The 23,617-nt window shown below is 69.4% G+C and carries 24 protein-coding genes; 14 read left to right on the top strand and 10 right to left on the bottom strand.

What is annotated here, in order from left to right; all coding sequences use genetic code 11:
• Window positions 1-31: 31 nt before the first annotated feature.
• From tatC to AC07NB_RS01080, 3 genes are read right to left on the bottom strand one after another with little or no spacing between them, the layout of a single operon-like run.
• Complete coding sequence (tatC, locus tag AC07NB_RS01070; RefSeq protein WP_494571765.1) at window positions 32-925, bottom strand: twin-arginine translocase subunit TatC; 894 nt, start codon at window positions 923-925, stop codon at window positions 32-34.
• Window positions 922-1,482, bottom strand: coding sequence for a Sec-independent protein translocase protein TatB (gene tatB / locus AC07NB_RS01075; RefSeq protein WP_494572551.1), 561 nt, complete (start codon window positions 1,480-1,482; stop codon window positions 922-924). The genes tatC and tatB overlap by 4 nt, the downstream gene beginning before the upstream one ends.
• A 29-nt stretch (window positions 1,483-1,511) precedes the next feature.
• A complete protein-coding gene (locus AC07NB_RS01080) occupies window positions 1,512-1,730 on the bottom strand; it encodes a twin-arginine translocase TatA/TatE family subunit (protein ID WP_291835935.1) in 219 nt (72 codons plus the stop codon).
• Window positions 1,731-1,835: 105 nt separating this feature from the next.
• On the opposite strand from AC07NB_RS01080, the gene rnhA reads away from it, so the two are divergent.
• Window positions 1,836-2,279 (top strand): ribonuclease HI, encoded by a 444-nt coding sequence (rnhA, locus tag AC07NB_RS01085; protein WP_492313444.1) that lies wholly within the window; start codon window positions 1,836-1,838, stop codon window positions 2,277-2,279.
• Between the two features lie 50 nt (window positions 2,280-2,329).
• Here rnhA and AC07NB_RS01090 read toward each other — a convergent pair whose 3' ends face one another.
• The 3 genes from AC07NB_RS01090 to AC07NB_RS01100 form a co-directional block, all read right to left on the bottom strand.
• Window positions 2,330-2,788, bottom strand: coding sequence for an NfeD family protein (locus tag AC07NB_RS01090; RefSeq protein WP_291835947.1), 459 nt, complete (start codon window positions 2,786-2,788; stop codon window positions 2,330-2,332).
• A 3-nt stretch (window positions 2,789-2,791) separates the two neighbouring features.
• Window positions 2,792-3,796: an SPFH domain-containing protein gene (locus AC07NB_RS01095; RefSeq protein WP_494571767.1), complete on the bottom strand. Its 1,005-nt coding sequence runs from the start codon at window positions 3,794-3,796 to the stop codon at window positions 2,792-2,794.
• Between the two features lie 94 nt (window positions 3,797-3,890).
• Window positions 3,891-4,295: an NUDIX hydrolase gene (locus AC07NB_RS01100; RefSeq protein ID WP_494571768.1), complete on the bottom strand. Its 405-nt coding sequence runs from the start codon at window positions 4,293-4,295 to the stop codon at window positions 3,891-3,893.
• A gap of 55 nt (window positions 4,296-4,350) precedes the next feature.
• Here AC07NB_RS01100 and AC07NB_RS01105 point away from each other — a divergent pair, with 55 nt between their 5' ends.
• The gene (locus AC07NB_RS01105) at window positions 4,351-6,210 is read left to right on the top strand and encodes an SEC-C metal-binding domain-containing protein (RefSeq protein WP_494571769.1); all 1,860 of its coding nucleotides are present in this window, start codon (window positions 4,351-4,353) and stop codon (window positions 6,208-6,210) included.
• A gap of 34 nt (window positions 6,211-6,244) precedes the next feature.
• On the opposite strand, the gene AC07NB_RS01110 is transcribed toward AC07NB_RS01105, so the two are convergent.
• Complete coding sequence (locus tag AC07NB_RS01110; protein ID WP_494571770.1) at window positions 6,245-7,609, bottom strand: alpha/beta hydrolase family protein; 1,365 nt, start codon at window positions 7,607-7,609, stop codon at window positions 6,245-6,247.
• Window positions 7,610-7,720: 111 nt separating this feature from the next.
• On the opposite strand from AC07NB_RS01110, the gene AC07NB_RS01115 reads away from it, so the two are divergent.
• The 5 genes from AC07NB_RS01115 (at window position 7,721) to AC07NB_RS01135 (ending at window position 11,619) form a co-directional block, all read left to right on the top strand.
• Complete coding sequence (locus tag AC07NB_RS01115) at window positions 7,721-8,497, top strand: LytTR family DNA-binding domain-containing protein (protein ID WP_494571771.1); 777 nt, start codon at window positions 7,721-7,723, stop codon at window positions 8,495-8,497.
• A gap of 56 nt (window positions 8,498-8,553) precedes the next feature.
• Entirely contained in the window at window positions 8,554-9,960 is a 1,407-nt protein-coding gene (locus AC07NB_RS01120) for an FAD-binding oxidoreductase (protein WP_494571772.1), read from the top strand.
• Between the two features lie 118 nt (window positions 9,961-10,078).
• A complete protein-coding gene (locus tag AC07NB_RS01125) occupies window positions 10,079-10,327 on the top strand; it encodes a hypothetical protein (protein WP_492313438.1) in 249 nt (82 codons plus the stop codon).
• A gap of 78 nt (window positions 10,328-10,405) precedes the next feature.
• Window positions 10,406-11,350, top strand: coding sequence for an ACP S-malonyltransferase (gene fabD / locus AC07NB_RS01130; RefSeq protein WP_291838643.1), 945 nt, complete (start codon window positions 10,406-10,408; stop codon window positions 11,348-11,350).
• Complete coding sequence (locus tag AC07NB_RS01135) at window positions 11,347-11,619, top strand: hypothetical protein (RefSeq protein WP_494571773.1); 273 nt, start codon at window positions 11,347-11,349, stop codon at window positions 11,617-11,619. Before fabD ends, AC07NB_RS01135 begins: the two co-directional genes overlap by 4 nt.
• Here AC07NB_RS01135 and AC07NB_RS01140 read toward each other — a convergent pair.
• Both AC07NB_RS01140 and AC07NB_RS01145 read right to left on the bottom strand, forming a co-directional pair.
• A complete protein-coding gene (locus tag AC07NB_RS01140; RefSeq protein WP_494571774.1) occupies window positions 11,616-12,005 on the bottom strand; it encodes a hypothetical protein in 390 nt (129 codons plus the stop codon). The two genes, AC07NB_RS01135 and AC07NB_RS01140, sit on opposite strands and share 4 nt — an antisense overlap.
• Window positions 12,006-12,023: 18 nt before the next feature.
• The gene (locus AC07NB_RS01145; protein WP_291838634.1) at window positions 12,024-13,304 is read right to left on the bottom strand and encodes a serine hydrolase domain-containing protein; all 1,281 of its coding nucleotides are present in this window, start codon (window positions 13,302-13,304) and stop codon (window positions 12,024-12,026) included.
• A 69-nt stretch (window positions 13,305-13,373) separates the two neighbouring features.
• On the opposite strand from AC07NB_RS01145, the gene fabG reads away from it, so the two are divergent.
• On the top strand, window positions 13,374-14,114 hold the full coding sequence (fabG, locus tag AC07NB_RS01150; RefSeq protein WP_291838631.1) for a 3-oxoacyl-[acyl-carrier-protein] reductase: 741 nt from the start codon (window positions 13,374-13,376) through the stop codon (window positions 14,112-14,114).
• A 160-nt stretch (window positions 14,115-14,274) separates the two neighbouring features.
• Here fabG and AC07NB_RS01155 read toward each other — a convergent pair whose 3' ends face one another.
• Window positions 14,275-15,480, bottom strand: a complete 1,206-nt coding sequence (locus tag AC07NB_RS01155) for a pyridoxal phosphate-dependent aminotransferase (protein ID WP_494571775.1) — start codon at window positions 15,478-15,480, stop codon at window positions 14,275-14,277.
• A 144-nt stretch (window positions 15,481-15,624) separates the two neighbouring features.
• On the opposite strand from AC07NB_RS01155, the gene AC07NB_RS01160 reads away from it, so the two are divergent.
• The 6 genes from AC07NB_RS01160 to AC07NB_RS01185 all read left to right on the top strand — a co-directional run bounded on the left by AC07NB_RS01160 (window position 15,625) and on the right by AC07NB_RS01185 (window position 23,549).
• Window positions 15,625-18,069 carry a GH92 family glycosyl hydrolase gene (locus AC07NB_RS01160; RefSeq protein WP_494571776.1) on the top strand — a complete coding sequence of 815 codons (2,445 nt, stop codon included), beginning with the start codon at window positions 15,625-15,627 and terminating at the stop codon, window positions 18,067-18,069.
• 74 nt (window positions 18,070-18,143) lie between these two features.
• On the top strand, window positions 18,144-19,178 hold the full coding sequence (locus tag AC07NB_RS01165) for a ligase-associated DNA damage response exonuclease (protein ID WP_494571777.1): 1,035 nt from the start codon (window positions 18,144-18,146) through the stop codon (window positions 19,176-19,178).
• Window positions 19,178-20,788 carry a cisplatin damage response ATP-dependent DNA ligase gene (locus AC07NB_RS01170; RefSeq protein WP_494571778.1) on the top strand — a complete coding sequence of 537 codons (1,611 nt, stop codon included), beginning with the start codon at window positions 19,178-19,180 and terminating at the stop codon, window positions 20,786-20,788. Before AC07NB_RS01165 ends, AC07NB_RS01170 begins: the two co-directional genes overlap by 1 nt.
• Window positions 20,789-20,863: 75 nt before the next feature.
• Window positions 20,864-21,586 (top strand): TVP38/TMEM64 family protein, encoded by a 723-nt coding sequence (locus AC07NB_RS01175; protein ID WP_492313430.1) that lies wholly within the window; start codon window positions 20,864-20,866, stop codon window positions 21,584-21,586.
• Between the two features lie 66 nt (window positions 21,587-21,652).
• Window positions 21,653-22,270 carry a glutathione S-transferase family protein gene (locus tag AC07NB_RS01180; RefSeq protein ID WP_494571779.1) on the top strand — a complete coding sequence of 206 codons (618 nt, stop codon included), beginning with the start codon at window positions 21,653-21,655 and terminating at the stop codon, window positions 22,268-22,270.
• Between the two features lie 238 nt (window positions 22,271-22,508).
• A complete protein-coding gene (locus AC07NB_RS01185; RefSeq protein ID WP_291841037.1) occupies window positions 22,509-23,549 on the top strand; it encodes a rod shape-determining protein in 1,041 nt (346 codons plus the stop codon).
• The last annotated feature ends 68 nt before the right edge of the window (window positions 23,550-23,617 follow it).

Consider the following 23,617-nt stretch of genomic DNA (forward strand, 5'->3'; position numbering starts at 1 on the left):
TGCTGGGCGTTACGGACGGGCTAACGCTGGATCAGGCGGCCAGTCCGTCGGCGACGTCGGCCTTCTTGCGGCGCATCTCGATCAGGCGGACGCACCAGATCGAGATCTCGTAGAGCAGCACCAGCGGCACCGCGAGCATCAGCTGGCTGATGGGGTCGGGCGGGGTGACGACGGCGGCGACCACCACCACGGCGACGATGGCGTAGCGGCGGACCTCGACCATCATCTTGGACGAGACGATCCCGGCCATGCCCAGCAGGGTGGTGACGACCGGCAGCTGGAAGCACAGGCCGAAGGCGAGGATCAGCGAGGTGACCAGGCTGAGGTATTCGGAGATCTTGGTGTTCAGCTCGACCGTGATGCCGTCCGCCGTGATCTGCTGGCTCAACGAGAACCACATCACGAAGGGCAGCATGACGAAATAGACCAGGGCCGCGCCGATCAGGAACAGGATCGGGGCCACGAACAGGAAGGGCAGGAAGGCGCCCTTCTCGTTGCGGTACAGGCCCGGGGCGACGAATTTGTAGAGCTGCCAGGCCAGCACCGGGAAGACCACGACCACGGCGCCGAAGCCGGCCACCTTCATCTTGGTGAAGAGCTGCTCCAGCGGGCCGGTGGCCTGCAGGGCCAGGTTGGTCGGGGCGCCCGGCGGCAGGTGGTGCAGGCCGGCGGTGACGGCGATCAGCTCGAACGGATTGCCGCCGTGCTGGCCGGCGGCCTGGGCCGCGGCGTGAAGGGCGTAGGCGGCCTGGAAGGGCTTGATCAGGAAGATCTGGATGTCGGCGGCGAAGTAGAAGCAGCCGATGAAGGCGACGGCGAACGCGACCACGCAGACCACCAGCCGCCCGCGCAGCTCGATCAGGTGAGACATCAGCGGCGCGCGCGACGCCTCGATCTCGGCTTCGTCCCGGTCGATCTGGCTCACAGTTCAACCGCCTTCCTGCCGGAGGGCGGGGTCTTCTTCGCCACGGACGGCTTCGCGGCGGGCGTCTTCGCGGCGACCGGGGGCTTGGCGGCGGCCTTTTTCGCGGGCGCCTTGGAGGCCGCCTTGGCGGCGGCGGCCTTGCGCGGGGCGCGGGGCTTGGGCGCCGTTTCAGGCTCCAGCGGCGCCATCACCGGCGGGCTGTCGGGCCATTCCTCGGGACCCGTCAGGGCCGGGGCGGGCGCGGGGGCGTCGAGGGGGCGGTTCAGGTCGTCGCGGATGCCGCGGAAGGCGGCCTCGGCGTCGGCGCCCAGGGGCATCATGTTGGTCTGGCCCTGACGCAGGGCCTCGACCTCCTTGCGCAGGTCGTCCAGCTCGGACTGGCGCGCCATCTCGTCGAAGCTGTGCCGGAACTCGTTGGCCATGTTGCGGGCCTTGGCGACCAGCTGACCGAGCTTGCGCAGCATGGCGGGCAGCCGTTCGGGCCCCACGACAAGCAGGGCCACGACCGCGATCACGATATATTCCATGCCCCCGATGCCGGGGCCCAGACCACCCATCCGTCAGTCTCTCCGGCGCGAACGCGCGATTACGACTTCAGGTCTTCTTTTTCCGCGTCGGTGCGCGGCAGGGCGCCGGCGCGGTCGTCCTTCGGCTTGGTTTCGTCGGTGTCCTTCAGGCCGTCGCGGAAAGCCTTCACGCCCTTGGCGGCGTCGCCCATGAGGCCAGACAGCTTGCCGCGTCCGCCGAACAGCAGGAGCACGATGACGGCGACAATAGCCCAGTGCCAGATGCTGAGAGAACCCACGGCGACATCTCCTTCGTCGGACCGATGCGCGGCCCGTTCACAGTTTCACGCCGCATATAGGCCGTTCGGTGGCGCGACGCCAAGTGAACCTGATACAGCGCGCGGATGAGTCACGTGATCATCCACACCGACGGCGCCTGCAAGGGCAATCCGGGCCCTGGCGGCTGGGGCGCGATCCTGCAGACGGGCGGCGGTCACGAGAAGGAATTGTGGGGCGGCGAGCCGCTGACGACCAACAACCGCATGGAGCTGATGGGGGCGATCATGGCGCTGGAGGCCCTGACCCGTCCGTGCCGCGTCGATCTGCACACCGACAGCAAATACGTCATGACCGGGATCACCGAATGGATCCGCGGCTGGAAGGCGCGCGGCTGGAAGACCGCCGACAAGAAGCCGGTCAAGAACGAGGACCTGTGGAAACGGCTCGACGCCGCCCGGGCCCGCCACGAGGTGAAGTGGCACTGGGTGAAGGGCCACGCCGGGCATGAGCTGAACGAGCGGGCCGACGGCCTGGCCAACCGCGGGATCGAGGATATGCGGAAGGGCTGACCGGGCTCACCGCTCCGTTCGCCCACGCGAATGGCGCGGTGACGTTGAAGTCAGGCCGCCCGGACCTTGAGCTTCGGTCCGTCGACGCCTTCGACGATGACGCTTTCGCCGGCCAGGGGGGCGACGCCTTCGATCTCGGCGGGCCATTCGGCGCCCGAGACGAAGACCCGGCCGCGACCGTCGACGAAGGCCTGGACGACCTGGGCGCGCTGACCGATCAGACGGCCCTCACGGGCGTTGATGTCGGGCGAATCCGACGGGTTCACCCGCTGGATCAGGCGGCGCGACAGCAGGGTCGCGGCCACCGTCAGGCCGGCGAACAGGGCGACCTCGCCCCAGAAGCCCAGCGGCACGCCGATGGCGGTGATGACGGCCACCACTCCGGACGCGACGGCGGGCCACAGCAGCCATTCGGTCGAGAAGGCGGCCTCGACGGCCAGCAGGATCACGCCCAGCGCCAGCCAGATCCAGAACGGCTGATTGCTGTGGAACTCGATCAGGGCGTCCATGGATCAGGTCCTCGGAACGGTGGGACGCGGCGGGCGCGGCGGAGCGGGCGGACGCGGCGCGGCGGGGATCGGAGCCGGAGCCGGGCGGCTCTGCTGCTGATCCTGCGCCAGGGCAACCAGCTGGCCCACGCCGGCGATGGTGCCGACCAGGGCGCCCATCTCGGCGGGGACGATGACCGTCTTCTGCTGCGGGCTGCGGGCCAGTTCGGCGAACGCCTCCACATACTTCTGGGCGACGAAGTAGTTGATGGCGTTCACGTCGCCGGCGGCGATGGCGTTGGACACCATCTCGGTGGCGCGGGCCTCGGCCTCGGCTTCGCGCTCCCGGGCCTCGGCGTCGCGGAAGGCGGCTTCGCGGCGGCCTTCGGCCTCCAGGATGGCGGCCTGTTTGGCGCCCTCGGCGCGGGTGATGGCGGCCTGCTTCTCGCCGTCGGCCTCGGTGACCACGGCGCGGCGTTCGCGCTCGGCCTTCATCTGACGCGCCATGGCGTTGGTGATGTCGGTCGGCGGGGTCAGATCCTTGATCTCGATCCGGTTGGCCTTGACGCCCCACGGCTCGGTCGCCGCGTCGATGACGTGCAGCAGGCGGGTGTTGATGGCGTCGCGCTGGCTGAGGACTTCGTCCAGTTCCATCGAGCCGACCACGGTGCGCAGGTTGGTCATGCAGAGCTGCGAAATGGCGTAGGGCAGGTCGTCCACGCGATAGGCGGCGCGGGCGGCGTCCATGACCTGGATGAAGACGATGCCGTCGACCTTCACCACGGCGTTGTCCTTGGTGATGACCTCCTGGGTCGGGACGTCCAGGACCTGCTCCATCATGTTCATGCGGCGGCCGACCTTCTCGACGAAGGGGGTCAGAAGACTGATGCCCGGAGGCAGGGTGCGGGTGTATTTGCCGAAGCGTTCGACCGTGAATTCACGCCCTTGCGGCACGATCTTCACGACGCTGAACAACAGGACGAAGGCCAGAACGACCAGGGCCACGAAGAAGAGTACGGAAAAGTCCATCAAAGCCTCCCTATTCCCGTCACGGTATCAGGCTGTGGCCCGCGCGCCACAGAAACCGGACGGCGGCCGATGACATCCCCGTAATCTTGGCCGTTCAGCGTCGCCGGGCGACCGCCAGGGCGATGATCCGCCGCGTCTCCGACCAGTCGATCAGGGCCTCGACCTGATCCAGCGGCGCGAACCACGCCTCCAACGCGTCGTCGCCCGCCACGGGCTCGCCGGAGAGCCAGTCGGCGGCGTAGTCGATCAGGACGTAGTGCCGCCCCGCCTCGGGGAAGATCCCGTCCACGACGTCAAGCAGGCCGGTGATGCGGGCCGTGACGCCGGTCTCTTCGTGCAGTTCGCGCAGGGCGGCGTCGACGGCGCGCTCGCCGGGTTCGATGCGTCCGCCGGGCAGGCTCCATTCGCCCATGCGCGGCGGCTTGCCCCGGCGGATCAGCAGGACCTCGTCGCCGCGCAGGCAGACGACGCCGACGGCGGGGACGGGAAGTTCATGCATCGCGCATCTTCGGCGTGTCTGGTAGGGCGGAAAAAAGAGAGGGAACGAGAGCTTCATGGGGTCGGGACGGAATACGCCTTGTAGCTGCGGAAGCGGCAAGAAGTACAAGCGGTGCTGCATGGGGCAGGATACGGGCGGCGCGGCCCCTCTCACTGACGAGATCATGGCGGCCCGGATGTTGACGCTGGAACATGATCGCAGCGTGAGGGACGAAGCGGAAAGCCGCCTTCTTCGCTTTCGCCAAGCGCCGGGGCTGGCGGCCCATACTGCTTCCGAGATCGACCTGTCGCTTGTCACGGTCGCTCAAAGACGTGGCGACCACCAGGGCGCTCTGGATCGGCTTGATGCGATGTCGGGGCGCGTATCCTCCGCCGTGCGCCAGAACATGAAACAGTTGCGAGCAACGTCCCTCACCCATCTGGGCGACGCTCCGGCCGGCGCCCGGATTTTCGACAAGCTTCTGAAGGAGGACGGGCACGATGTCTTCCGGCCCTGGTGGTGTCTGGAGGCCGGCCGGACCTACAGGCTGGCGGGTCGAACGGCGGACGCCATCACCGTCACCCGTGAAGCCGTGAGGCTGTTCGAGGCCCAGGACGAACTCGAGCATCTCACCCGGGCCCGCTCCAATCTCGGCGGGTTCATGCTTTACTCCGAGGATAGCGACGAGGTGGCGCAGGGTGAGGCGCTTCTCGAAGAGATGTGTGACGTCAAGATCGGGATCGGAGATATCGAGGGCGCGGCCAACAACTTCTCCCAGCTCAGCATGCACTGCTTCCGCTTGAAGCGGTTCGAACGGGCGATCGCCTACGGCCGCAAGGATCTGATGCTGGCGCGGGTTCAGGGAGACGAACGGGGGCTTGCGGCCACCCTGGGAAACCTGGCGGTGATGTATGTGGAGCTTCGGCAGCTCACTCAGGCCCGAAAGCACAACGCCGAGGCCCTGGAGATCGGTCAGCGTCTGCAGAATCCGGAGATTCTGGCCAAGACCGAAGGCATCACCCGAATGATCGAGGCCCAGGGAAAGGCCGCCGGCATAGCCGGAATACCGCTGGGGCCCATCGCGCCCTGCGCGTGCGAATCCGGGAAGACCTACGAGGCCTGCTGCGGGCGCGCGGACCATGAGCCGCTCGCATTGAGAATGCCGGTCGGCGGCGAGTCGGAAGATGTCCAACCCCTCGCCGGGGACCTTCGGCGGCTGGGCCTGGAGCCGGGTCCTCTCGATTTCGCCATGCGGGAAACGGACGAGGCCCGGCGGAGGGTCTCCTGGTCGGAGATGCGCGGCCATGACGGCTGGTTCGAAGTGCTTGAACTGCCTGACATGGCCAACATCCACTTGAACGCCGCTGAAGCGCTGATCCAGCACGCCCAGCCGGACTCGGTGGATGAACCGCTGGCCTGCGCCATGCTGGCCGTGAGCGGGCTGGAGGCTTTCATCAACTCCACGATCTATTTCGCGAGGGAAGCGTCGGACAGCCGACCACTTGATCTTCCCGCGGGGCTGGTCGAGGACGCCGCGAAGTATCAGCGCTTCACGGAACTGACCCTGAAATGGGATGAACTGGGCAAAGCGATGTGTGGTCTGACGTGGCCGCCGCCGCCGGCGCTCTGGCGGGCGTTCACCCAGTTGGTCCAGATCCGCAACGAACTGGTGCACTTCAAGGCTGAAGGCTTTGTCCGGGTCGCGCCCACCGAAAAGCTGCCGCCCCATCAGCTACGGGGATTGCCCGCCGAGATCAGCATTCGAGCCATTCCACACAGTTGGCCTATGCGCCTGCTGACGCCCTCCTTCGGTCGTTGGGCGGTGTCCACGGCGCGCGCCCTGGTGAGCCACTTCAGGACCGGATACATGGCGACAAGGATCGCCGCCGGGGAGCCGGCGTCCTCGCCGTCGGACGAGTCTCGCGGGGCGGCCTGATCGGCGTCGACGATGGAGATGGGGACGCCGCCCCTCAACGTCCCCGCGCCAGAAGACGCCCGTCGCCGTAGTCTCCGTCCAGCCGGCCCGTCCGCGCCCAGTCGAGTACGGCCTGATAGTAGCCGGGCGCATAGCCGAGCGAGGTGCGGCGGCCGTCTGCGGCGGTCTCGTAGCGGACGATGCCGTGGTCGGTGGCCGGATACTCCAGCAGGGTGATCGGCCGGCCCTGGGCGGACAGGTCGATCAGCCGCGCCCGGGTGGCGTCGGGCGGCGCGCCGGTGTCGTCCTGGGCCTGGATCCAGAGCATGGGCGAGTCCAGTCCGCGGAGGACGGGCAGGGGGTCGTAGTCCCACGACGGTCCGTTCTCGAGCTGGGGGGCCATGGCGATGATCTGCTCATTGGGCGCGTTCAGCAGCAGGCCGGTGAACTCGCCCTTGATGTCCGCGAACCAGGGCTCGGCGCGGTAGCGGGCCCGGACAGCCTCCAGCCCCTCGAAGCCGACGGCGCCTTTGGAGGCGACGAAGGCGCCGGTGACGTCGGTGATCCGGCGCGCCTGGTCCAGAACCTCGGGGCCCCATCCCCTGGCCTTCAGATCCTGGGCGACCTGGTCGCTGTCTTCGGAGAGGGGTCCGTAGGCCAGGCCGAAGCCGACGATGACGAAATCGACCGGCGTCAGACTGGCGGCGAGCGGCGCGACCCAACCGCCCTGGCTGGCGCCGTGCAGGCCGACCCGGCCCGCGCGGGCACCGGCGAGGCGGCGGGCCTCGACGACCGCCGCGGCGGCGTCCTCGGCGAGGATGTGGAAGTCCTGGGTGTAGCGGCCCTCCGATCCGCCGGAGCCGCGCTTGGCGTAGACGAAGACGCCGACCCCCGAGGCCGGGGCGAAGCGCTGGAAGGCGTTGAAGTCGAGGGCGTTGGCCCCTTCCGACCCGTGCACCTCGACCATGACGGGGACGGGACCGTCGCCGGGCGGCAGGATCAGCCGCCCGTGGAGACGGACGCCGCCCTGGCCGATGAAGGTGGTGTCCTGGACATCCAGCGTCACGCGGGCGCCGGGCTGGCCTTCGAAGACGATCCGGCCTTCGTCGCAACCGCCGAGTTGGGGCTGCGGACCTTCGACGCGGGTGGTCGAGCCCAGGGTGCTGACCCAACGGCCGTCGGCGCCCAGGGTCATCTTCGCGGTGGCCCCGTCGAGCCGACGCCAGCGGAGCCCCCGGCTCACCAAAGGCGCGACATCCACCCAGCTCCCGTCGTCCAGCCGATAGAGGCCGATGTGGCAGGCCGCGGCCGGATCGGGCCGGGCGTCGACATCGGCGCCCGGAAGCTGGGCCAGCGCGGGAGAGGCGACGATCGATGCGGCGAGGGCGAGGGCGGCGACAGCGAGCCGGGAGTGAGACACAGGTTTTCCGATCCAGCAGGGTTGCGGTTTCGCGACCGTCCTTGCCGGTGACGCGGCGGCTCGCTAGGGCCGATTGCGCGAACGGCGCCGGGACTGCGCGAACGGGACGGCATGGGCGACAGGGCGGGACAGCGGATCGGGGCGGCGACGGCGGGGCGCTGGGCGATCGACCTCGTCCTGCTGGCCGCGATCGGCCTGCTGATGGGGTTCCTCGGGCCTTTCGACTCGGACAGCGCCCCCGCGACGGAGCGCTATGTCTACTGGATGATCTGCATCGTCGGGGGCGGGCTGATCGGGGTCGTGGCGGACGAACGGCTGGGCCGGCGCATCACCAGACCCTGGCGGCGGGTGGCGGCGGTCTCGGTGCTGATGACGCCGCCGGTGACGCTGCTGGTGCTGGTCACTCAGTCTCTGCTCGTGGACCAGCCGATCACCTGGCCGGCCTACGGGTGGCTGCTGTGGCAGGTGTGGCCGATCATGCTGGCGGTGATGGCGGTGCGGGCCCTGGTCTGGCGGCGCCCGCCCGTGCGGGTCGAGACCCGGACCGTCATCGCCCCGCCGCTGCCCGAGGCCGAGGCGGCGTTCCGGCGGCGGCTGTCGGCGAAGCGCCGCGAGGCGCGGCTGATCGCGATCGAGGCGCACGACCACTATCTGAAGGTCCATACCGACGCCGGCGCGGAGATGATCACCCTGCGCTTCGCCGATGCGCTGGACGACCTGGCCCTGGCCCACGGCTGGCGCGTCCACCGGTCATGGTGGGTGGCGGCCGGCGCGGTGGAGGGTGTTCAGTGGCGGCGAGGCGCGGGGGAGATACGCCTCGCCGGCGGGCTGACGGCGCCGGTGAGCCGGACCTATCGGTCGGTAATGAAAGAGGCGGGGTGGTTTTAACCCCGTCAGCGGCCGTTTGAACTGGCGCAATCGCCCGCGCCTTGCCACAAATCCTCATGACCTCCCCGTCACCTGAAGTTCTCGCCGCCCTCAAGGCCGCCGCCGGTAATGGCGGCTGGACCGAGGATCCGTCCGACATCGCCCCGTGGCTGACGGAGTGGCGGAACCGCTGGAGCGGGAACACGCCGCTGATGCTGACGCCGCGCTCGACCGAGGAGGTGGCGCGGCTGGTGACGATCTGCGCCGAGCATCGGGTGGCCGTCGTGCCGCAGGGGGGGAACACCGGCCTGGTCGGGGGGCAGATTCCCTATGGCGAGGTGCTGCTGTCGACGCGCAAGCTGAGGGCGGTGCGGGACGTGACGCCGCTGGACGACGCCATGACGGTGGAGGCGGGGGTCACCCTGCTGGAGGCGCAGCAGGCGGCGACGGCGGCGGGGCGGCGCTTCCCGCTGAGCCTGGCGTCCGAGGGCTCGGCCACCATCGGCGGGGTGATCTCGACCAATGCGGGCGGCACCCAGGTGGTGCGCTACGGCATGATGCGCGACCTGGTCCTGGGCATCGAGGCGGTGATGCCGGACGGGCGGATTTTCCACGGCCTCAAGCGGCTGAGGAAGGACAACACCGGCTATGACCTCAAGCAACTGCTGATCGGGGCGGAGGGGACGCTGGGGGTGGTGACGGCGGCGACGCTGAAGCTGTTCCCGATCATGCGCTCGCGGGCCACGGCCATGGTGGGGCTGGACACCGCCCATGCGGCCATCGAGCTGCTGGCGCGGGCCAAGGCCGAGACCGGCGGCGGGGTCGAGGCCTTCGAGCTGATGAAGCGGATCGGGATGGAGTTCGTGCTGAAGCACATCCCCGATACGCGCGAGCCGCTGGAGTCGACGCCGAACTGGTATGTGCTGATCGAACTGGCCTCGGGCGAGCCGGGGGCGGCCGACGCTGCGCTGGAACGGCTGCTGTCGGACGCCTTCGAGGCCGGGCTGATCGTGGACGCCGCCATCGCCCAGAACGACGCCCAGCGCGCCGCCTTCTGGAAGGTGCGGGAGGAGCAGTCGGCGGCCCAGAAGCCCGAGGGCGGCGGCTGGAAGCACGACGTGTCGGTGCCCGTCTCGCGCATCGCCGACTTCCTGGACGAGGCCGCCGTGGCGGTCGAAAAGTTCGAGCCGGGCGCGCGGATCAGCGCCTTCGGCCACGTCGGCGACGGCAACATGCACTACGACGTGCTGTGCCCGCCGGGCGTGGACCACGCCGCCTTTATCGGCCGCTGGATGGCCGGGTCGGAGATCGTGCACGACATCGTCGCCCGCTACGACGGGTCCATCTCGGCCGAGCACGGGCTGGGCCGCCTGAAGACCGAGGAGGCCCGGCGCTACAAGACGCCGCTTGAGGTCGCCACCATGCAGGCGGTGCGCGCGGCCATCGATCCGCTCAGGATCATGAACCCGGCGGTGCTGTTCTAGGGGCCGTGGTTCAGATCACGCCGGTTCGATCATCGCTGTGGATATAGAACAAAGGTAGAACGAATTGGCCTTGAGACTCACAGGCGAGCCCGGCTAGCGTCCGGGTCCGGGAGGACTCATGGCCGAATCTCAGATGGATATGCCGCGCGGGCGGATGATTGTGCGCTGCCTGTCGCCGGGCTGCGTCCACGTCGCCCTGCTGGAGGCGAAGGTCCTGTTCGGTCCGGCCCGCGACTGGCCCACGGCCGGGCGGTCACAACGCTTCCGCTGCGTCTGCGGCGGGCGCGAGAGCCGCATCAGCTATGCAGGAGAGACGGCGCCGGTCGAGGTCCAGCCGGCGGCCGACGCGATCCACCTCTGGGCGTGATCTGAAGCCCCACGGCTTGCCCCTGCGTCACGCCCGGCCTATCGCTGCCGCCTTGATTCACGGCTTCGGAGCCCACCCATGACCCTCGCCCTTCTGTTCCCCGGACAAGGCAGCCAGTCGGTCGGCATGGGGGCGGCGCTGGCCGACGCCTTCGCCTCGGCCCGCGATGTCTTCAACGAGGTCGATGAGGCGCTGGGCCAGAAGCTGTCCGTGCTGATGCGCGAAGGGCCCGAGGACCAGCTGACCCTGACCGAGAACGCCCAGCCGGCCCTGATGGCCGTGTCGGCCGCCGCCGCCCGCGTGCTGAAGGTCGAGTTCGGCGTGGACGTGAGCCGCGCCGCCTTCGTGGCCGGCCACTCGCTGGGCGAATATTCGGCCCTGTGCGCCGCCGGTTCGATCTCGCTGGCCGACACCGCCCGCCTGCTGAAGCTGCGCGGCCAGGCGATGCAGCGCGCCGTACCGGTGGGCAAGGGCGCCATGGCCTCGCTGATCGGGCCCAAGACCGACCTGGCGCTGGCCGAGGAAGCGGCCAAGGCCGGCTCGGAAGTGGGCGTCTGCGTGGTCGCCAACGACAACAACGCCGGCAACATCGTCATCTCGGGCGACAAGGCCGCCGTGGACCGCGCCATCGAAAAGGCCAAGGAACTGGGCGCGCGGGCGATCCCGCTGAACGTCTCGGCGCCTTTCCACTGTCCGCTGATGCAGCCCGCCGCCGACGAGATGGCCGCCGCCCTGGCCGCCGCGACCATCGTGGCCCCGGTCGCGCCGGTGGTGGCCAATGTCACCGCCCGTCCGGAAACCGATCCGGAAGTCCTGCGCCGCCTGCTGGTCGAACAGGTCACGGGCCGGGTGCGCTGGCGCGAGTCGATGGAGTGGATGGCTACGGAAGGCGGCGTGACCCGCTTCGCCGAGATTGGCTCGGGCAAGGTGCTGACCGGCATGGCCAAGCGCATCGCGCCGGACGCCGAAAGCCTGTCGTTGAACACGCCGGAAGAGCTGGAAGCGTTCGCCAAGTCGCTGTGACCAAGGCGACGGCGCTTCGCCGGCTGACCGTCGCGAGTTGGGCGGCGCTGGCGATCCCGCCGGTGCTCTATGCCGGGCTGACGCTGGTGCTGTCAGTGCGCGGCGGATTTGACCTGATGGGCGGGCTGACGGCGGCGGCCATGCTGGCCGCTGTGGCGGGTGGTGCGTACCGCTACTGGCGCCGCGATGCGCGCGAGGCGTGGATGCTGCTGGGCCTGTCGTGGGTGCCGCTGATGCTGACGCTGTTGTGGGGCGCGTTTGGCGTCTAAGGGTGTTGTCGGTCTTCCGGCGTCGCATCTTCCAGCCAGATCGGGAAGTGCGCCGAAACGGCGTTGGGAGCGTAGCTGGATGCATTCATCACAACGCTCAGCCGAACGGCCTTTGCGCCATTCCAGCCCTTGAAGGCGTCAGGGTCGATGGGAACGACCCAAGTATTGCCGAAGCTCTCCGGCGCACGATCAGGACAGGGATCGAGGCAAGCCAAGTAGGAACCGTCGCCGACGTCACGGGGATAGACAAGGACTGTCAGGCGCTGTCCTTGATATGCCCATGGGGCGTTGAGGATAGAGGCGAGATTGTCGCTTCGACCGGCGCAGCCCGGCATCAAGGGGATTACGCCCATGCCGATCATCAAGCCGAGTGCTGAAACCCGCATGGTGTTTTCCCCGCCGATTTAGGCAGTTCGCACGATCCCCAGATCGGCGTCCAGCGCGGGGCGCAGCTCGCTGAGGATGTCGACCGCGCGGTAGGGCATGGCCTGGATCATCAAAGTGGCGGCGAAATTCCGCTCAGGGTCAATCCAGCCCTGGGTGCCGGCCGCGCCGCTCCAGCCGAACTCGCCCTGACGCCTGTGGCCGGGACGGGCGATCCAGCCGCCGAAGCCGAAGCCGCCGCCTTCCGCGGTCAGGCCCTCGGGCAGGATGTCGGTGCGGATCAGGTGCGCGGTCTCCGGCTTCATCACCCGCACGCGTCCGGCGCGGCCGTCGTTCAGCAGCATGGACAGGAAGCCGAGGTAATCGCGCGTCGAGGAGATCAGGCCGCCGCCGCCCGAATAGAGGGTCACGGGCCGGGCGTAGGCCTCGGCCGACAGGGCCGCCACGGCGGTCGGCGGCGCGGCGCGGTCGCGGCCATAGGCGTAGACCTGCATCAGCCGCGCGGCGTCGCCTTCGCGCAGCCGCCAGACGGTGTCGTCCATGCCGACCGGATTGAGGATGCGCCGCTGGACGAAATCGGGGAAGGCCACGCCGGATGCGCGCTGGATCACCAGGCCCAGCACGTCCAGCGAGACACTGTAGTTATAGGCCGCGCCCGGCTCGGCGATCAGGGGGATGTCGGCCAGCCTGGCGGCCATGTCATCCAGATCCCGGACCTGTGGGTCGTCTCCGCGCGGCGCGCCGGGGGTGATCCCGGCCTCGCGATAGGCGCGCTGGACCGGGCCGTCTCCGGCGATGGAATAGGTCAGGCCGCTGGTGTGGGTCAGCAGGTGGCGGATGGTCATGGTGTTGCGCGCCGGGCGGGCGGCCAAACCCTGCGCGGGGTTGGTGGCGACCTTCAGGGCGGCGAACTCGGGAATGATCTCGGCGACCGGCGCATCCAGCGTCAGCCTGCCGTCCTCCATCAGCACGGCCGCCGCCGCGCCGGTGACCAGCTTGGTCATGGAGAAGATGCGGAACAGGCTGTCGGGGCCGACGCGGTCGAAGACGTTGAAGTCCAGCGTTCCGGCCCGGATGAAGATGTCGCTGCCGTCCGGGGCGCGCACCCCGACCGAGGCGCCGGGCAGGCGGCGCTCGGCCACGAACCGGTTGAGCACGCTCTGGCTCAGGGGCAGGCGCTCCAGACCGCGGACCTCAGGCGCGGCCGCGCCGCCGCCGAACGTGGCGCAACCAGACAGGCCGAACGCGCCGGCGCCGAGCAGGAGGGCGCGGCGGTCGGCGATGAGGCGATTTCGGTCCATCGGGCGTTCCTCTGGCGATCTGGCGCGGGCTCGGTTAGACCCCACCCACGAAATGGCGGAGCTTTGAAAATGTTCAACCTCACTGGCAAGACGGCCCTGGTGACCGGCGCGACCGGCGGCATCGGCGGCGCGGTGGCCCGCGCCTTGCACGCGCAAGGCGCGACGGTGGTCCTGTCCGGCACGCGCGAAGCGGTGCTTCAGGACCTGGCCAAGGAGCTGGGGGAGCGCGCCTTCGCCGCCGCCGCCAACCTGTCGGACGCCGAATCGGTCGACGGCCTTGTCGCTCGCGCGGAGGAAGCCGCCGGTTCGCCGCTGGACATCCTGGTCGCCAATGCGGGGATCACGAAGGACGGCCTGCTGATGCGGATGAAGGACGAGGACTTCGAGCAGGTCATCAAGATCAACCTGGAAAGCTATTTCCGCCTGTCGCGCGCGGCGATGAAGGGGATGATGAAGCGCCGCTCGGGCCGCATCATCGGCGTGACCTCGGTGGTCGGCGTCACCGGCAACCCTGGCCAGACCAACTATGCGGCGTCCAAGGCCGGCATGATCGGCTTCTCCAAGTCGCTGGCCCAGGAAGTCGGCTCGCGCGGGATCACCGTGAACTGCATCGCCCCGGGCTTCATCGCCTCGCCGATGACCGACGTGCTGAACGACCAGCAGCGCGAGACCATCCTGAAGAACATCCCCGCCGGCCGCCTGGGCACGGGCGACGAGATCGCCGCGGCGGCCGTCTATCTGTCGTCGGACGAAGCCGCCTATGTCACGGGGCAGACGCTGCACGTGAACGGCGGCATGGCGATGATCTGATCATTGAACCTTCTCCCCTCCGGGGGAGACGGTGGATCACGAAGCGAGACGGGTGAGGGGGATGCCGCAGACGGCTCCCCCTCTTTCCGTTTCTGGAGCTGACAGCCCCCTCATCCGGGCGGCTCCGCCGCCCACCTTCTCCCCCCGAGGGGAGAAGGGCTTACTTGAGGCTGGCGCAGAAGCGCTGGATCCGCTCGCAGGCGGCTTCCAGCACGTCTTCCGACGTCGCGTAGCTGATGCGGAAATAGGGGCTGAGGCCGAAGGCTTCGCCTTGCACGACTGCGACGCCCTCGGCGTTGAGCAGTTCGGCGGCGAAGGTCCCGTCGCCGTCGATGACCACGCCCGTCTCCGTCGTCTTGCCGATCAGGCCGGCGATGGACGGATAGACATAGAAGGCGCCCTCGGGCGTGGCGCAGGTGACGCCCGCGGTCTGGTTCAGCATGGAGACGACCAGGTCGCGGCGCTTTTCGAAGGCGTCGCGGCGCTCGGCCATGAAGTCCTGCGGGCCGTTCAGCGCCTCGACCGCCGCCCACTGGCTGATGCTGGCGGGGTTGGAGGTCGTCTGGCTGGCCACCTTGCGCATCAGGTCGATCAGCGGCTTGGGCCCGCCCGCGTAGCCGATGCGCCAGCCGGTCATGGCGTAGGCCTTGCTGACGCCATTGACCGTCAGGGTGCGGTCGATCAGGTCCGGCGCCACCTGGGCGATGGTGGTGTATTCGAAGTCGCCGTAGACGAGGTGCTCGTACATGTCGTCGGTCAGCACCCAGACGTGCGGGTGGCGACGCAGCACCTCGGCCAGACCTTCCAGCTCGGCGCGGGTATAGGCGGCGCCGGTGGGGTTGGACGGGCTGTTCAGGATCAGCCAGCGGGTCCTGGGGGTGATCGCCGCCTCGAGCACGGCGGGCAGCAGCTTGAAGCCGTCCTTCTCCTCGCCGACCACGGTGACGGGCTCGCCGCCGGCCAGCAGGACCATGTCCGGATAGGAGACCCAGTAGGGGGCGGGCACGATGACTTCATCGCCCGGGTTCAGGGTGGCGACCAGGGCGTTGAAGATGACCGGCTTGCCGCCGGGGGCGACGTGGATCTGGGCCGGGCTGTAGTCCAGGCCGTTCTCGCGCTTGAACTTGGCCGAGATGGCGGCCTTCAGCTGGGGCATGCCGTCGGCGTCGGTGTACTTCGTCTCGCCGCGCGTGATGGCGTCGATGGCGGCCTGTTTGATGTTCTCGGGTGTGTCGAAGTCCGGTTCGCCGGCGCCCAGGCCGATCACGTCCCGGCCTTCCGCTTTCAGCTGCCGCGCCTGAGCGGTCACCGCGAGGGTGGCCGAAGGCTTGACGCGGGCGAGGGCGGAGGACTGCAGGCTGGACATGGCGACTCCCGAGGACGGCGGTCCTCATTACGCAGTTGCGAAGGAGGGATCAAATGACGAGACGCTACGCTTCCTTGCCGGTTCACAGCCGCCCCTCATCCCCCTAGGTTCGCGACCACAAAACAGCGCTTCGGGGAGGAAGCCATGACGGGGAAGACGATCGCCCGGATCGGACGGGCGATGGCGGCGGTCGTCGCCCTGAGTCTGACGCAGGCCGCCCCGGTTCTGGCCCGGCCGGGTCCGGGTTCGCCCGGTGCCTCGGCTGCGGTGAACACCTTCATCGGCACGCGGGACGAGGGGAACACCTTCCCCGGCGCCTCGGCCCCCTTCGGCCTGATCCAGGTCAGTCCGATCGGTTCGCACTATGCGGGCTGGCGCTATGACGACGAGACCATCCGGGGCTTTGGACGCTCGTTCGTCTCGGGCGCCGGCTGCTGGGAGCAGGGCGGGCAGGTGTCCGTGCTGCCGGTGACCGGCTCCATCGCCCCGGGCGGCGCCTTCGACACGGCCAAGGCCGCCAGCTTCGACCACAAGGCCTATGCGTCCCGCTACACCCACGAGGGCGAGGTGGGGCAGGCGGGCTATTACAAGGTGCGGCTGACCGACTACGGCGGCATCGACGTGGAGGCCACGGCCCTGACCCGGGCGGCGGCCGAGCGCTACACCTTCGCGGCGGGCCAGACGCAGGGTCACGTCCTGATCAACGTCAGCCAGGCCAATGAGCGCCACCGCGTCGTCGGCAGCCAGGTCCGCGTCGTCGGCGACCGCGCCATCGAGGGCAAGGTGACGACCTCGAGCTTCTGCGGCGGCCATCAGTACGCGACCTGGTTCCGCATCGAGTTCGACCGGCCGTTCAGCGGCTTCGGTGTCTGGGGGCAGGCGGGCGGAACGCCGGGCGCGCGCTTCAGCATGGAGAGCGAGCACGATCCCCGGAACGGCGCCTGGGTGACGTTCGATCTGTCCGGCGGTCGGGCGGTGACGGCGGTCAGCGCCATCTCGCATGTCGATCAGGAGGGCGCCCGCAACAATCTGGAGGCCGAGGGGCGTGCCGACGGGCGGCTGATCGGCTTCGACGCCATGCGCGACGCGGCCCAGGGCGCCTGGAACCGCGAGCTGGGGGCCGTGCGGGTCGCCGGCGGCGATCACGACGCCCGCGCGGTCTTCTACACCGCCCTGTACCACGCCCTGCTGCAGCCCATGACCGGCAGCGACGCCGACGGGCGCTATCGCGGCTACGACGACCAGATCCACGTGGCCGACGGCTGGACCTATCACGAGTATTTTTCGCTGTGGGACACCTACCGGTCCCAGAACCAGCTGCTGGCCATGCTGAAGCCGGATCGGGCCCGCGACATCGCCCGCTCGGTGCTGGCCATCGACGAACAGGGCGGCTGGCTGCCGCGCTGGGGCTACGCCGGCTTCGAGACCAATGTCATGACCGGCGACCCGGTGACGCCCTTCCTGGTCGACCTGTGGCGTTTCGGGGCGCTGGAGGGGCGCGAGCGACAGGCGTGGACGGCGCTGCGCCGCAACGCCTTCGAGACGCCGCCGCTGAACTCGCGCCACGGCGGCCGGGCGGGCAACCCCAGCTATCTGGCGAACGACTATGTCCAGTTCGACCGCGCCTATCCGGCCAAGGGCATGGACACGGATCCGCACCACGGCGGCTCGGCGACGATAGAATATGCGCTGGCCGACTGTTCGCTGGCGCTGATGGGCGAGGCGCTGGGCCGGACGGCGGACGCGGCGGCGCTGCGCCGGCGGGGCGGAAACTGGCGCAGGGTCTGGGACGCGAGCGTCGCGGATCCGCAGAGCGACTTCACCGGCTTCCCGCGCCCGCGCATGGAGGACGGCGACTGGTTCACGCCCCCGACCGGCGCCTATGACCCGACCTCTCACTACGGCTTCCACGAAGGCACGGCCTGGCAGTACCAGTGGCTGGTCCCGCAGGATGTGGCGGGGATGAGCGAGGCCATGGGCGGAAGGGACCGCACCCTGGCGCGGCTGGACCGCTTCTTCGCCATCGACAAGGTCGCCGCCAATCCGCAGGCCGCGCGCGCGGAGTGGGTGGCGGGGCCGTACGCCTATTACGGCCAGCACCGCTACAACCCGAACAACGAGCCGACCATGCACACGCCGTGGATCTACACCTTGCTGGGCCGGCCCGACCGGACGGCCGAGGTGGTCCGCGCCGCCCAGACCCTGTTCACCAACGCCCCCAACGGCGTCACCGGCAACGACGACCTGGGGACCATGTCCGCCTGGTATCTGTTCGGGGCGATGGGCCTGTACCCCGGGATGCCGGGGACGGGGCAACTGCTGGTGGGCGCGCCGCGGTTCGAGGCGGTGGAGATCGACCTGGGCGAGGGGCGGACGCTGCGCATCGAGGCGCCGGGCGCCGGCGGCGCGCGGGCGCAATACATCGCGGGCGTGCGCTGGGACGGGCAGGCGGTCGATCAGGTCTGGCTGGGCTGGGACAGCCTGAAGCGGGGCGGCCGTCTGGACCTGACCCTGACGGACCGGGCCGAGGCGACGACCTGGGGTCGGGGGCAGGGCGCCGCACCCGCGGGAGCGTGCGCCGCCGCCTGAGCTGAAATCGGCGGTGGACGGACACCTTTCCGGTCCGCCGCGTTCAGGCTGACGACCCTTGCCGTCGGAGACGCATGCGACCGATCCAGAACTCTCACGCGCCGCTGCTGCCGGAGGCCGTGCTGCGTCCGACGCCGCAGGGCCTGTGGTGCCCGGAAGGCGGCTTCTTCATCGATCCGCCGGCGCCGGTGGATCGGGCGGTCATCACCCATGGACACGCTGATCACGCACGGGCGGGTCATGGCGCGGTGCTGGCCACGCCGGAGACGCTCGCCATCATGGCGGAGCGGTATGGGCAGGATTTCGCAGGCTCGACCCAGTCGCTGGCCTATGGCGAGCGGGTGACGGTCGGCGGCGTCGAGGTGTCGTTGGCCCCGGCGGGCCATGTGCTGGGCTCGGCGCAGGCGACGGTGCGGCGGGGCGGGCTGACCATCACGGCGTCCGGCGACTACAAGCGCCGCCGCGACCCGACCTGCGCCATGTTCGAGCCGGTGCGCAGCGATGTCTTCATCACCGAGGCGACGTTCGGCCTACCGGTCTTTCGCCACCCGCCGGACAGCCAGGAGATCGCCCGGCTGCTGCGGTCGGTGGTCCAGTTTCCCGAGCGGGCGCATCTGGTCGGGGCCTATGCGCTGGGCAAGGCGCAACGGGTGATCCGGCTGCTGCGCGAGGCCGGCTATGACGAGACCATCTATGTCCACGGCGCGCTGGAACGGCTGAACCGGCTGTATGAGCATTTCGGCGTTGATCTGGGGCCGCTGGCGCCCGCGACGGGGTCGAAGGCGGACTTCGCCGGGCGGATCATCATCGCGCCGCCCTCGGCCATCGCGGACCGGTGGAGCCGCCGGTTCCCCGATCCCGTCACCGCCTTCGCCTCGGGCTGGATGATCGTGCGGGCGCGGGCGCGGCAGCGAGGGGTGGAGCTGCCCCTGGTGCTGTCGGACCACGCGGACTGGGACGAGCTGACCGCCACCCTGACCGAGCTGTCGCCGGACGAGACCTGGATCACCCATGGCCGGGACGACGCCCTGCGCCGCTGGGCGGAGCTGAACGGGTTGAAGGCGCGCGCCCTGCATCTGGTCGGCTATGAGGACGAGGACGACGACTGATGCGCGCCTTCGCCGCCCTGCTGGACCGGCTGTCCCTGACGGCGTCGCGCAACGCCAAGCTCAGGCTGATCCGCGATCATCTGGCCGATGCGCCGGATCCGGACCGCGGCTGGGCCTTGGCGGCGCTGACCGGGGCGCTGTCGTTCAATGCGGCCAAGCCGGGAATGATCCGGTCCGCGGTCGAGGCGCGGGTGGACGCGGAGCTTTTCCATCTGTCCTACGACTATGTGGGCGACCTGGCCGAGACCGTGGCCCTGATCTGGCCGGCCCGTCACGGCGCGAACCGGGAGCCGGAGCTGTCGGAGGTGGTCGACGCCCTGGGCCAAGCCAAGCGCGGGGAGGTGCAGGGCCTTCTCGAAGGCTGGCTGGACGCCCTGGACGCCGACGGCCGCTGGGCGCTGCTGAAGCTGGTGACGGGCGGCCTGAGGGTCGGGGTGTCGGCGCGGCTGGCGTGGCAGGCGGCGGCGGATTTCGGCGGGGTGGAGGTCGCGGACATCCAGGAGGTCTGGCACGCCCAGAGCCCGCCCTACGCCGACCTTCTGGCCTGGCTGGACGGCAGGGCGGAGCGGCCCTCGGCTGAGGCGCACGGGCGGTTCCGCCCGGTCATGCTGGCCCAGCCGATCGACGAGGCCGTGGATTTCGCCCGACTGGACCCGGCGGCCTATGCGGCGGAATGGAAATGGGACGGCATCCGCGTGCAGGCCGTCAGCGAGGGCGGGGTGAAGCGGCTGTACAGCCGCACCGGCGAGGATGTGTCGCCCGCCTTTCCCGACGTGCTGGCCGCCCTGACCTATGACGGCGTGATCGACGGCGAGCTGCTGGTCCTGCGCGAGGGACGGGTGGGGTCGTTCGGCGACCTGCAGCAGCGGCTGAACCGCAAGACGGCGGACGCCAAGCTGGCGGCGGCCCATCCGGCGGGCATCCGCGCCTACGACCTGCTGGCGGCCGGGGGCGAGGACCTGCGCGGATCGCCCTTCGCCGAGCGCCGGGCGCGGCTGGAGGCCTTCGTGGCGGCGGCGGGCTCCGACCGGTTGGACCTGTCGCCCCTGGTGGCCTTCGACAGCTGGGAGGCGCTGGCGGCGCAGCGGGCCGAACCGCCGCCGGGCGATCCGCAGTCCGCCGAGGGGCTGATGCTGAAGCGGCTGGACAGCGTCTATGAGGCCGGACGGCCCAAGGGGCCCTGGTTCAAGTGGAAGCGTGACCCGCACCTGATCGACGCGGTGCTGATGTACGCCCAGCGCGGGCACGGGAAGCGCTCCAGCTTCTATTCCGACTACACCTTCGGCGTCTGGACCGAGGACGTCGATGGGAGCCACGTGCTGACCCCCGTGGGCAAGGCCTATTTCGGCTTCACCGACGAGGAGCTGAAACAGCTCGACAAATTCGTGCGCGACAACACCGTCGAGCGCTTCGGGCCGGTGCGGTCGGTCAAGGCGAGCCGGGATTTCGGCCTGGTGCTGGAGGTGGCGTTCGAGGGACTGCAACGCTCCAAGCGGCACAAGTCCGGGGTCGCCATGCGCTTTCCCCGCATCAACCGCATCCGCTGGGACAAGCCGGCGGGAGAGGCGGATGACCTGGCGACGCTGGAGCGAATGCTGGACCCGAGTTGAGCCCGAGGCGGTTTACGGATCGGCCGGAGTCCGTGCAAATGGCGGTGCATTCGCTGAATGAGCCGGAACCGCCCCTTGCGCCGCATCCTCGACTTCATCCTGAACATGGAGGGCCGCCGATGGCGGGCCCTGCTGGCGACCGCGCTGCTGCTGGCCGGGGTCGTCGCTCTGTTCCTGGTCGGCAAGCACCAGCTGGAGCTGGGCGCCGAGGGGCAGCTCGAGGCGTGGATGAGCGGGTTCCGGACGGGGCCGTGGGGCGTGTTCGTCGCCATTTTCGTGTTCACCGTCGCCGCCTTCCTGGGTCTGCCGCAGTTCCTGCTGATCGCCGCCTGCGTGGTGGCGTTCGGGCCGTGGTTCGGCTTCCTCTACAGCTGGGTCGCCACCATCGTTTCGGCGGGCGCGACCTACTGGCTGGGACGGGGGCCGACGGCGCGGGCGCTGGAGCGGTTCGGGGGGCGCACTGCCGACCGGCTGAAGCGGTTCGTCGGCGACAACGCCTTCTACGCCAGCTTCATGATCCGCAACGTGCCCTCGGCGCCCTTCATCGTGGTCAACATGGCCTTCGGGGCGACGCGAGCGAACTTCTGGGGCTTCCTGGCCGGATGCGCGCTCGGCGTCCTGCCCAAGACGGTGCTGGTCGCCTTCTTCGGCGGGGCGGTGGTGTCGGCGGTGTCGGGCGACGGGATCTGGACCTCGCTGATCCTGGCGGCGGTCGCGGTGGTCTGGCTGGGCCTGATGCTGGCGGTGCGCGAGTTCGTGAAGCGGCGCGAGAAGGCGGCGGGCGTCGCCGAAGACTGAGGGCTGAGGGAAAGGGACGGGGCTCCGCGCGTTTCCCTGCTGTCCATCCCCGCAGGAGAGACCCCCATGCTGAAGCTCTATTACTCGCCCGGCGCCTGCGCCATGGCCTCGCATATCGCGCTGGAGGAGGCCGGGGCCGACTATGAGCTGGTGAAGATCGACCTGCGCAGGGGCGAGCAGAAGACGCCGGAGTATCTGACCGTGAACCCCGCGGGCGTGACGCCGGCCCTGGTCGCGGACGAGGGCGTGCTGACCGAGAACCTGGTCATCATGGGCTATGTCGCCCAGACCCATCCGGAGGCGAAGCTGGCCCCCAACGACTCGCCGTTCGAGTTCGGCCAGATGCAGTCCTTCAACGGCTTCCTGGCGTCCTCCCTTCATCCGGCCATCGGCCCGGTGCTGTTCGCCCACCCGCCGCTGGAGGGCGAGGCGAGGGCGGCGGCGCTGGAGAAGGCGCTGGCCCGCTACGACCTGGTCGAACACCATCTGCTGAGGGGGCCGTGGGCGATGGGCGAGGCCTATACGGTGGCCGACGGCTATCTGTCGGTGTTCACCCGCTGGCTGAGGCTGAACGACCTTCTGGACAAGGAGCGTTTCCCCAAGCTGAACGCCCATCTGAACCTGGTGCAGGCGCGTCCGGCGGTGGCGAAGGTGCTGCATATGGAGGGGTTGCACCCGGCCTGAGCGGACGGCGCGCCGACCTTGCCTGACACTATCGTGAACGGCCTGTCCCCCTTCCGGGACCATGCAGCGTTCACGGGGCTTGTATTCGCCTCCGCACACGGGCAAACGAGCCCTCGGTCGGTCCGGCGAAGACGATCAGGAGGCGGCGCGTATGGGGATATGCGAAGCCGGGGCGTCGCCGAAACGGATCAAGTCAGACGCACGCCCTTAAGGCCCGAACGAACGGTATCCCAGGCCCATGTTCTCCCACGTATTCGGCACGATTTCGAACGACATCGCCATCGATCTCGGCACCGCCAACACCCTGATTTACATGAAGGGCAAGGGCATCGTTCTGAACGAGCCATCGGTCGTCGCGCTGCGGAATGTCGGTGGACGGAAGATCGTCCACGCCGTGGGCATCGAGGCCAAGCAGATGCTGGGCCGCACCCCCGGTCACATGGAGGCGATCCGCCCCATGCGCGACGGCGTCATCGCCGACTTCGAAGTCGCCGAAGAGATGATCAAGCACTTCATCCGCAAGGTTCATAACCGCCGCGGCTTCGTGAACCCGAAGATCATCGTCTGCGTGCCCTCGGGCGCCACGGCCGTCGAGCGTCGCGCCATCAACGATTCCTGCCTGAACGCCGGCGCCCGCCGCGTCGGCCTGATCGACGAGCCGATGGCTGCTGCCATCGGCGCCGGCCTGCCGATCCACGAGCCGACCGGCTCGATGGTCGTCGACATCGGCGGCGGCACCACTGAAGTGGCCGTGCTGTCGCTGTCGGGCATCGTCTATTCGCGTTCGGTCCGTGTCGGCGGCGACAAGATGGACGAGGCGATCATCTCGTACATGCGCCGCAACCATAACCTGCTGATCGGCGAGACCACCGCCGAGCGCATCAAGAAGGACATCGGCACCGCCCGTATCCCGGCCGACGGCGAAGGCCTGTCGATCGATGTGAAGGGCCGCGACCTGATGCAGGGCGTGCCGCGCGAAGTCCGCATCTCGGAACGCCAGGCCGCCGAAGCCCTGGCCGAGCCGGTGTCGCAGATCGTGGAGGCCGTGAAGGTCGCCCTGGAAGCCACCCCGCCGGAACTGGCCGCCGACATCGCCGACAAGGGCATCATGCTGACCGGCGGCGGCGCCCTGCTGCGCGGCCTGGACGCTGAAATCCGCGATCACACCGGCCTGCCGGTCTCGGTCGCCGACGATCCGCTGTCGTGCGTGGCCATCGGCTGCGGTCGCGTTCTGGAGCATCCCCGGTGGATGAAGGGCGTGCTCGACTCGGCCCTCTAAGGCCAAGTTCCAGAGAATGCCTCAAATCCCTGTCATCACAGGGATTACGCCGGTTCCCAACTGGCCCG

It is taken from the genome of Brevundimonas sp. GW821-FHT09G01 (assembly GCF_059416065.1).

Bases quoted from the DNA above. Each gene is read 5' to 3' on its own strand.
- tatB (WP_494572551.1), bottom strand. From the start codon at position 1,482: ATGGGTGGTCTGGGCCCCGGCATCGGGGGCATGGAATATATCGTGATC.
- rnhA (WP_492313444.1), top strand. From the start codon at position 1,836: ATGAGTCACGTGATCATCCACACCGACGGCGCCTGCAAGGGCAATCCG.
- AC07NB_RS01090 (WP_291835947.1), bottom strand. From the start codon at position 2,788: ATGGACGCCCTGATCGAGTTCCACAGCAATCAGCCGTTCTGGATCTGG.
- AC07NB_RS01095 (WP_494571767.1), bottom strand. From the start codon at position 3,796: ATGGACTTTTCCGTACTCTTCTTCGTGGCCCTGGTCGTTCTGGCCTTC.
- AC07NB_RS01100 (WP_494571768.1), bottom strand. From the start codon at position 4,295: ATGCATGAACTTCCCGTCCCCGCCGTCGGCGTCGTCTGCCTGCGCGGC.
- AC07NB_RS01105 (WP_494571769.1), top strand. From the start codon at position 4,351: ATGGGGTCGGGACGGAATACGCCTTGTAGCTGCGGAAGCGGCAAGAAG.
- AC07NB_RS01115 (WP_494571771.1), top strand. From the start codon at position 7,721: ATGGGCGACAGGGCGGGACAGCGGATCGGGGCGGCGACGGCGGGGCGC.
- AC07NB_RS01120 (WP_494571772.1), top strand. From the start codon at position 8,554: ATGACCTCCCCGTCACCTGAAGTTCTCGCCGCCCTCAAGGCCGCCGCC.
- AC07NB_RS01125 (WP_492313438.1), top strand. From the start codon at position 10,079: ATGGCCGAATCTCAGATGGATATGCCGCGCGGGCGGATGATTGTGCGC.
- fabD (WP_291838643.1), top strand. From the start codon at position 10,406: ATGACCCTCGCCCTTCTGTTCCCCGGACAAGGCAGCCAGTCGGTCGGC.
- AC07NB_RS01140 (WP_494571774.1), bottom strand. From the start codon at position 12,005: ATGCGGGTTTCAGCACTCGGCTTGATGATCGGCATGGGCGTAATCCCC.
- AC07NB_RS01145 (WP_291838634.1), bottom strand. From the start codon at position 13,304: ATGGACCGAAATCGCCTCATCGCCGACCGCCGCGCCCTCCTGCTCGGC.
- fabG (WP_291838631.1), top strand. From the start codon at position 13,374: ATGTTCAACCTCACTGGCAAGACGGCCCTGGTGACCGGCGCGACCGGC.
- AC07NB_RS01155 (WP_494571775.1), bottom strand. From the start codon at position 15,480: ATGTCCAGCCTGCAGTCCTCCGCCCTCGCCCGCGTCAAGCCTTCGGCC.
- AC07NB_RS01160 (WP_494571776.1), top strand. From the start codon at position 15,625: ATGACGGGGAAGACGATCGCCCGGATCGGACGGGCGATGGCGGCGGTC.
- AC07NB_RS01165 (WP_494571777.1), top strand. From the start codon at position 18,144: ATGCGACCGATCCAGAACTCTCACGCGCCGCTGCTGCCGGAGGCCGTG.
- AC07NB_RS01170 (WP_494571778.1), top strand. From the start codon at position 19,178: ATGCGCGCCTTCGCCGCCCTGCTGGACCGGCTGTCCCTGACGGCGTCG.
- AC07NB_RS01180 (WP_494571779.1), top strand. From the start codon at position 21,653: ATGCTGAAGCTCTATTACTCGCCCGGCGCCTGCGCCATGGCCTCGCAT.
- AC07NB_RS01185 (WP_291841037.1), top strand. From the start codon at position 22,509: ATGTTCTCCCACGTATTCGGCACGATTTCGAACGACATCGCCATCGAT.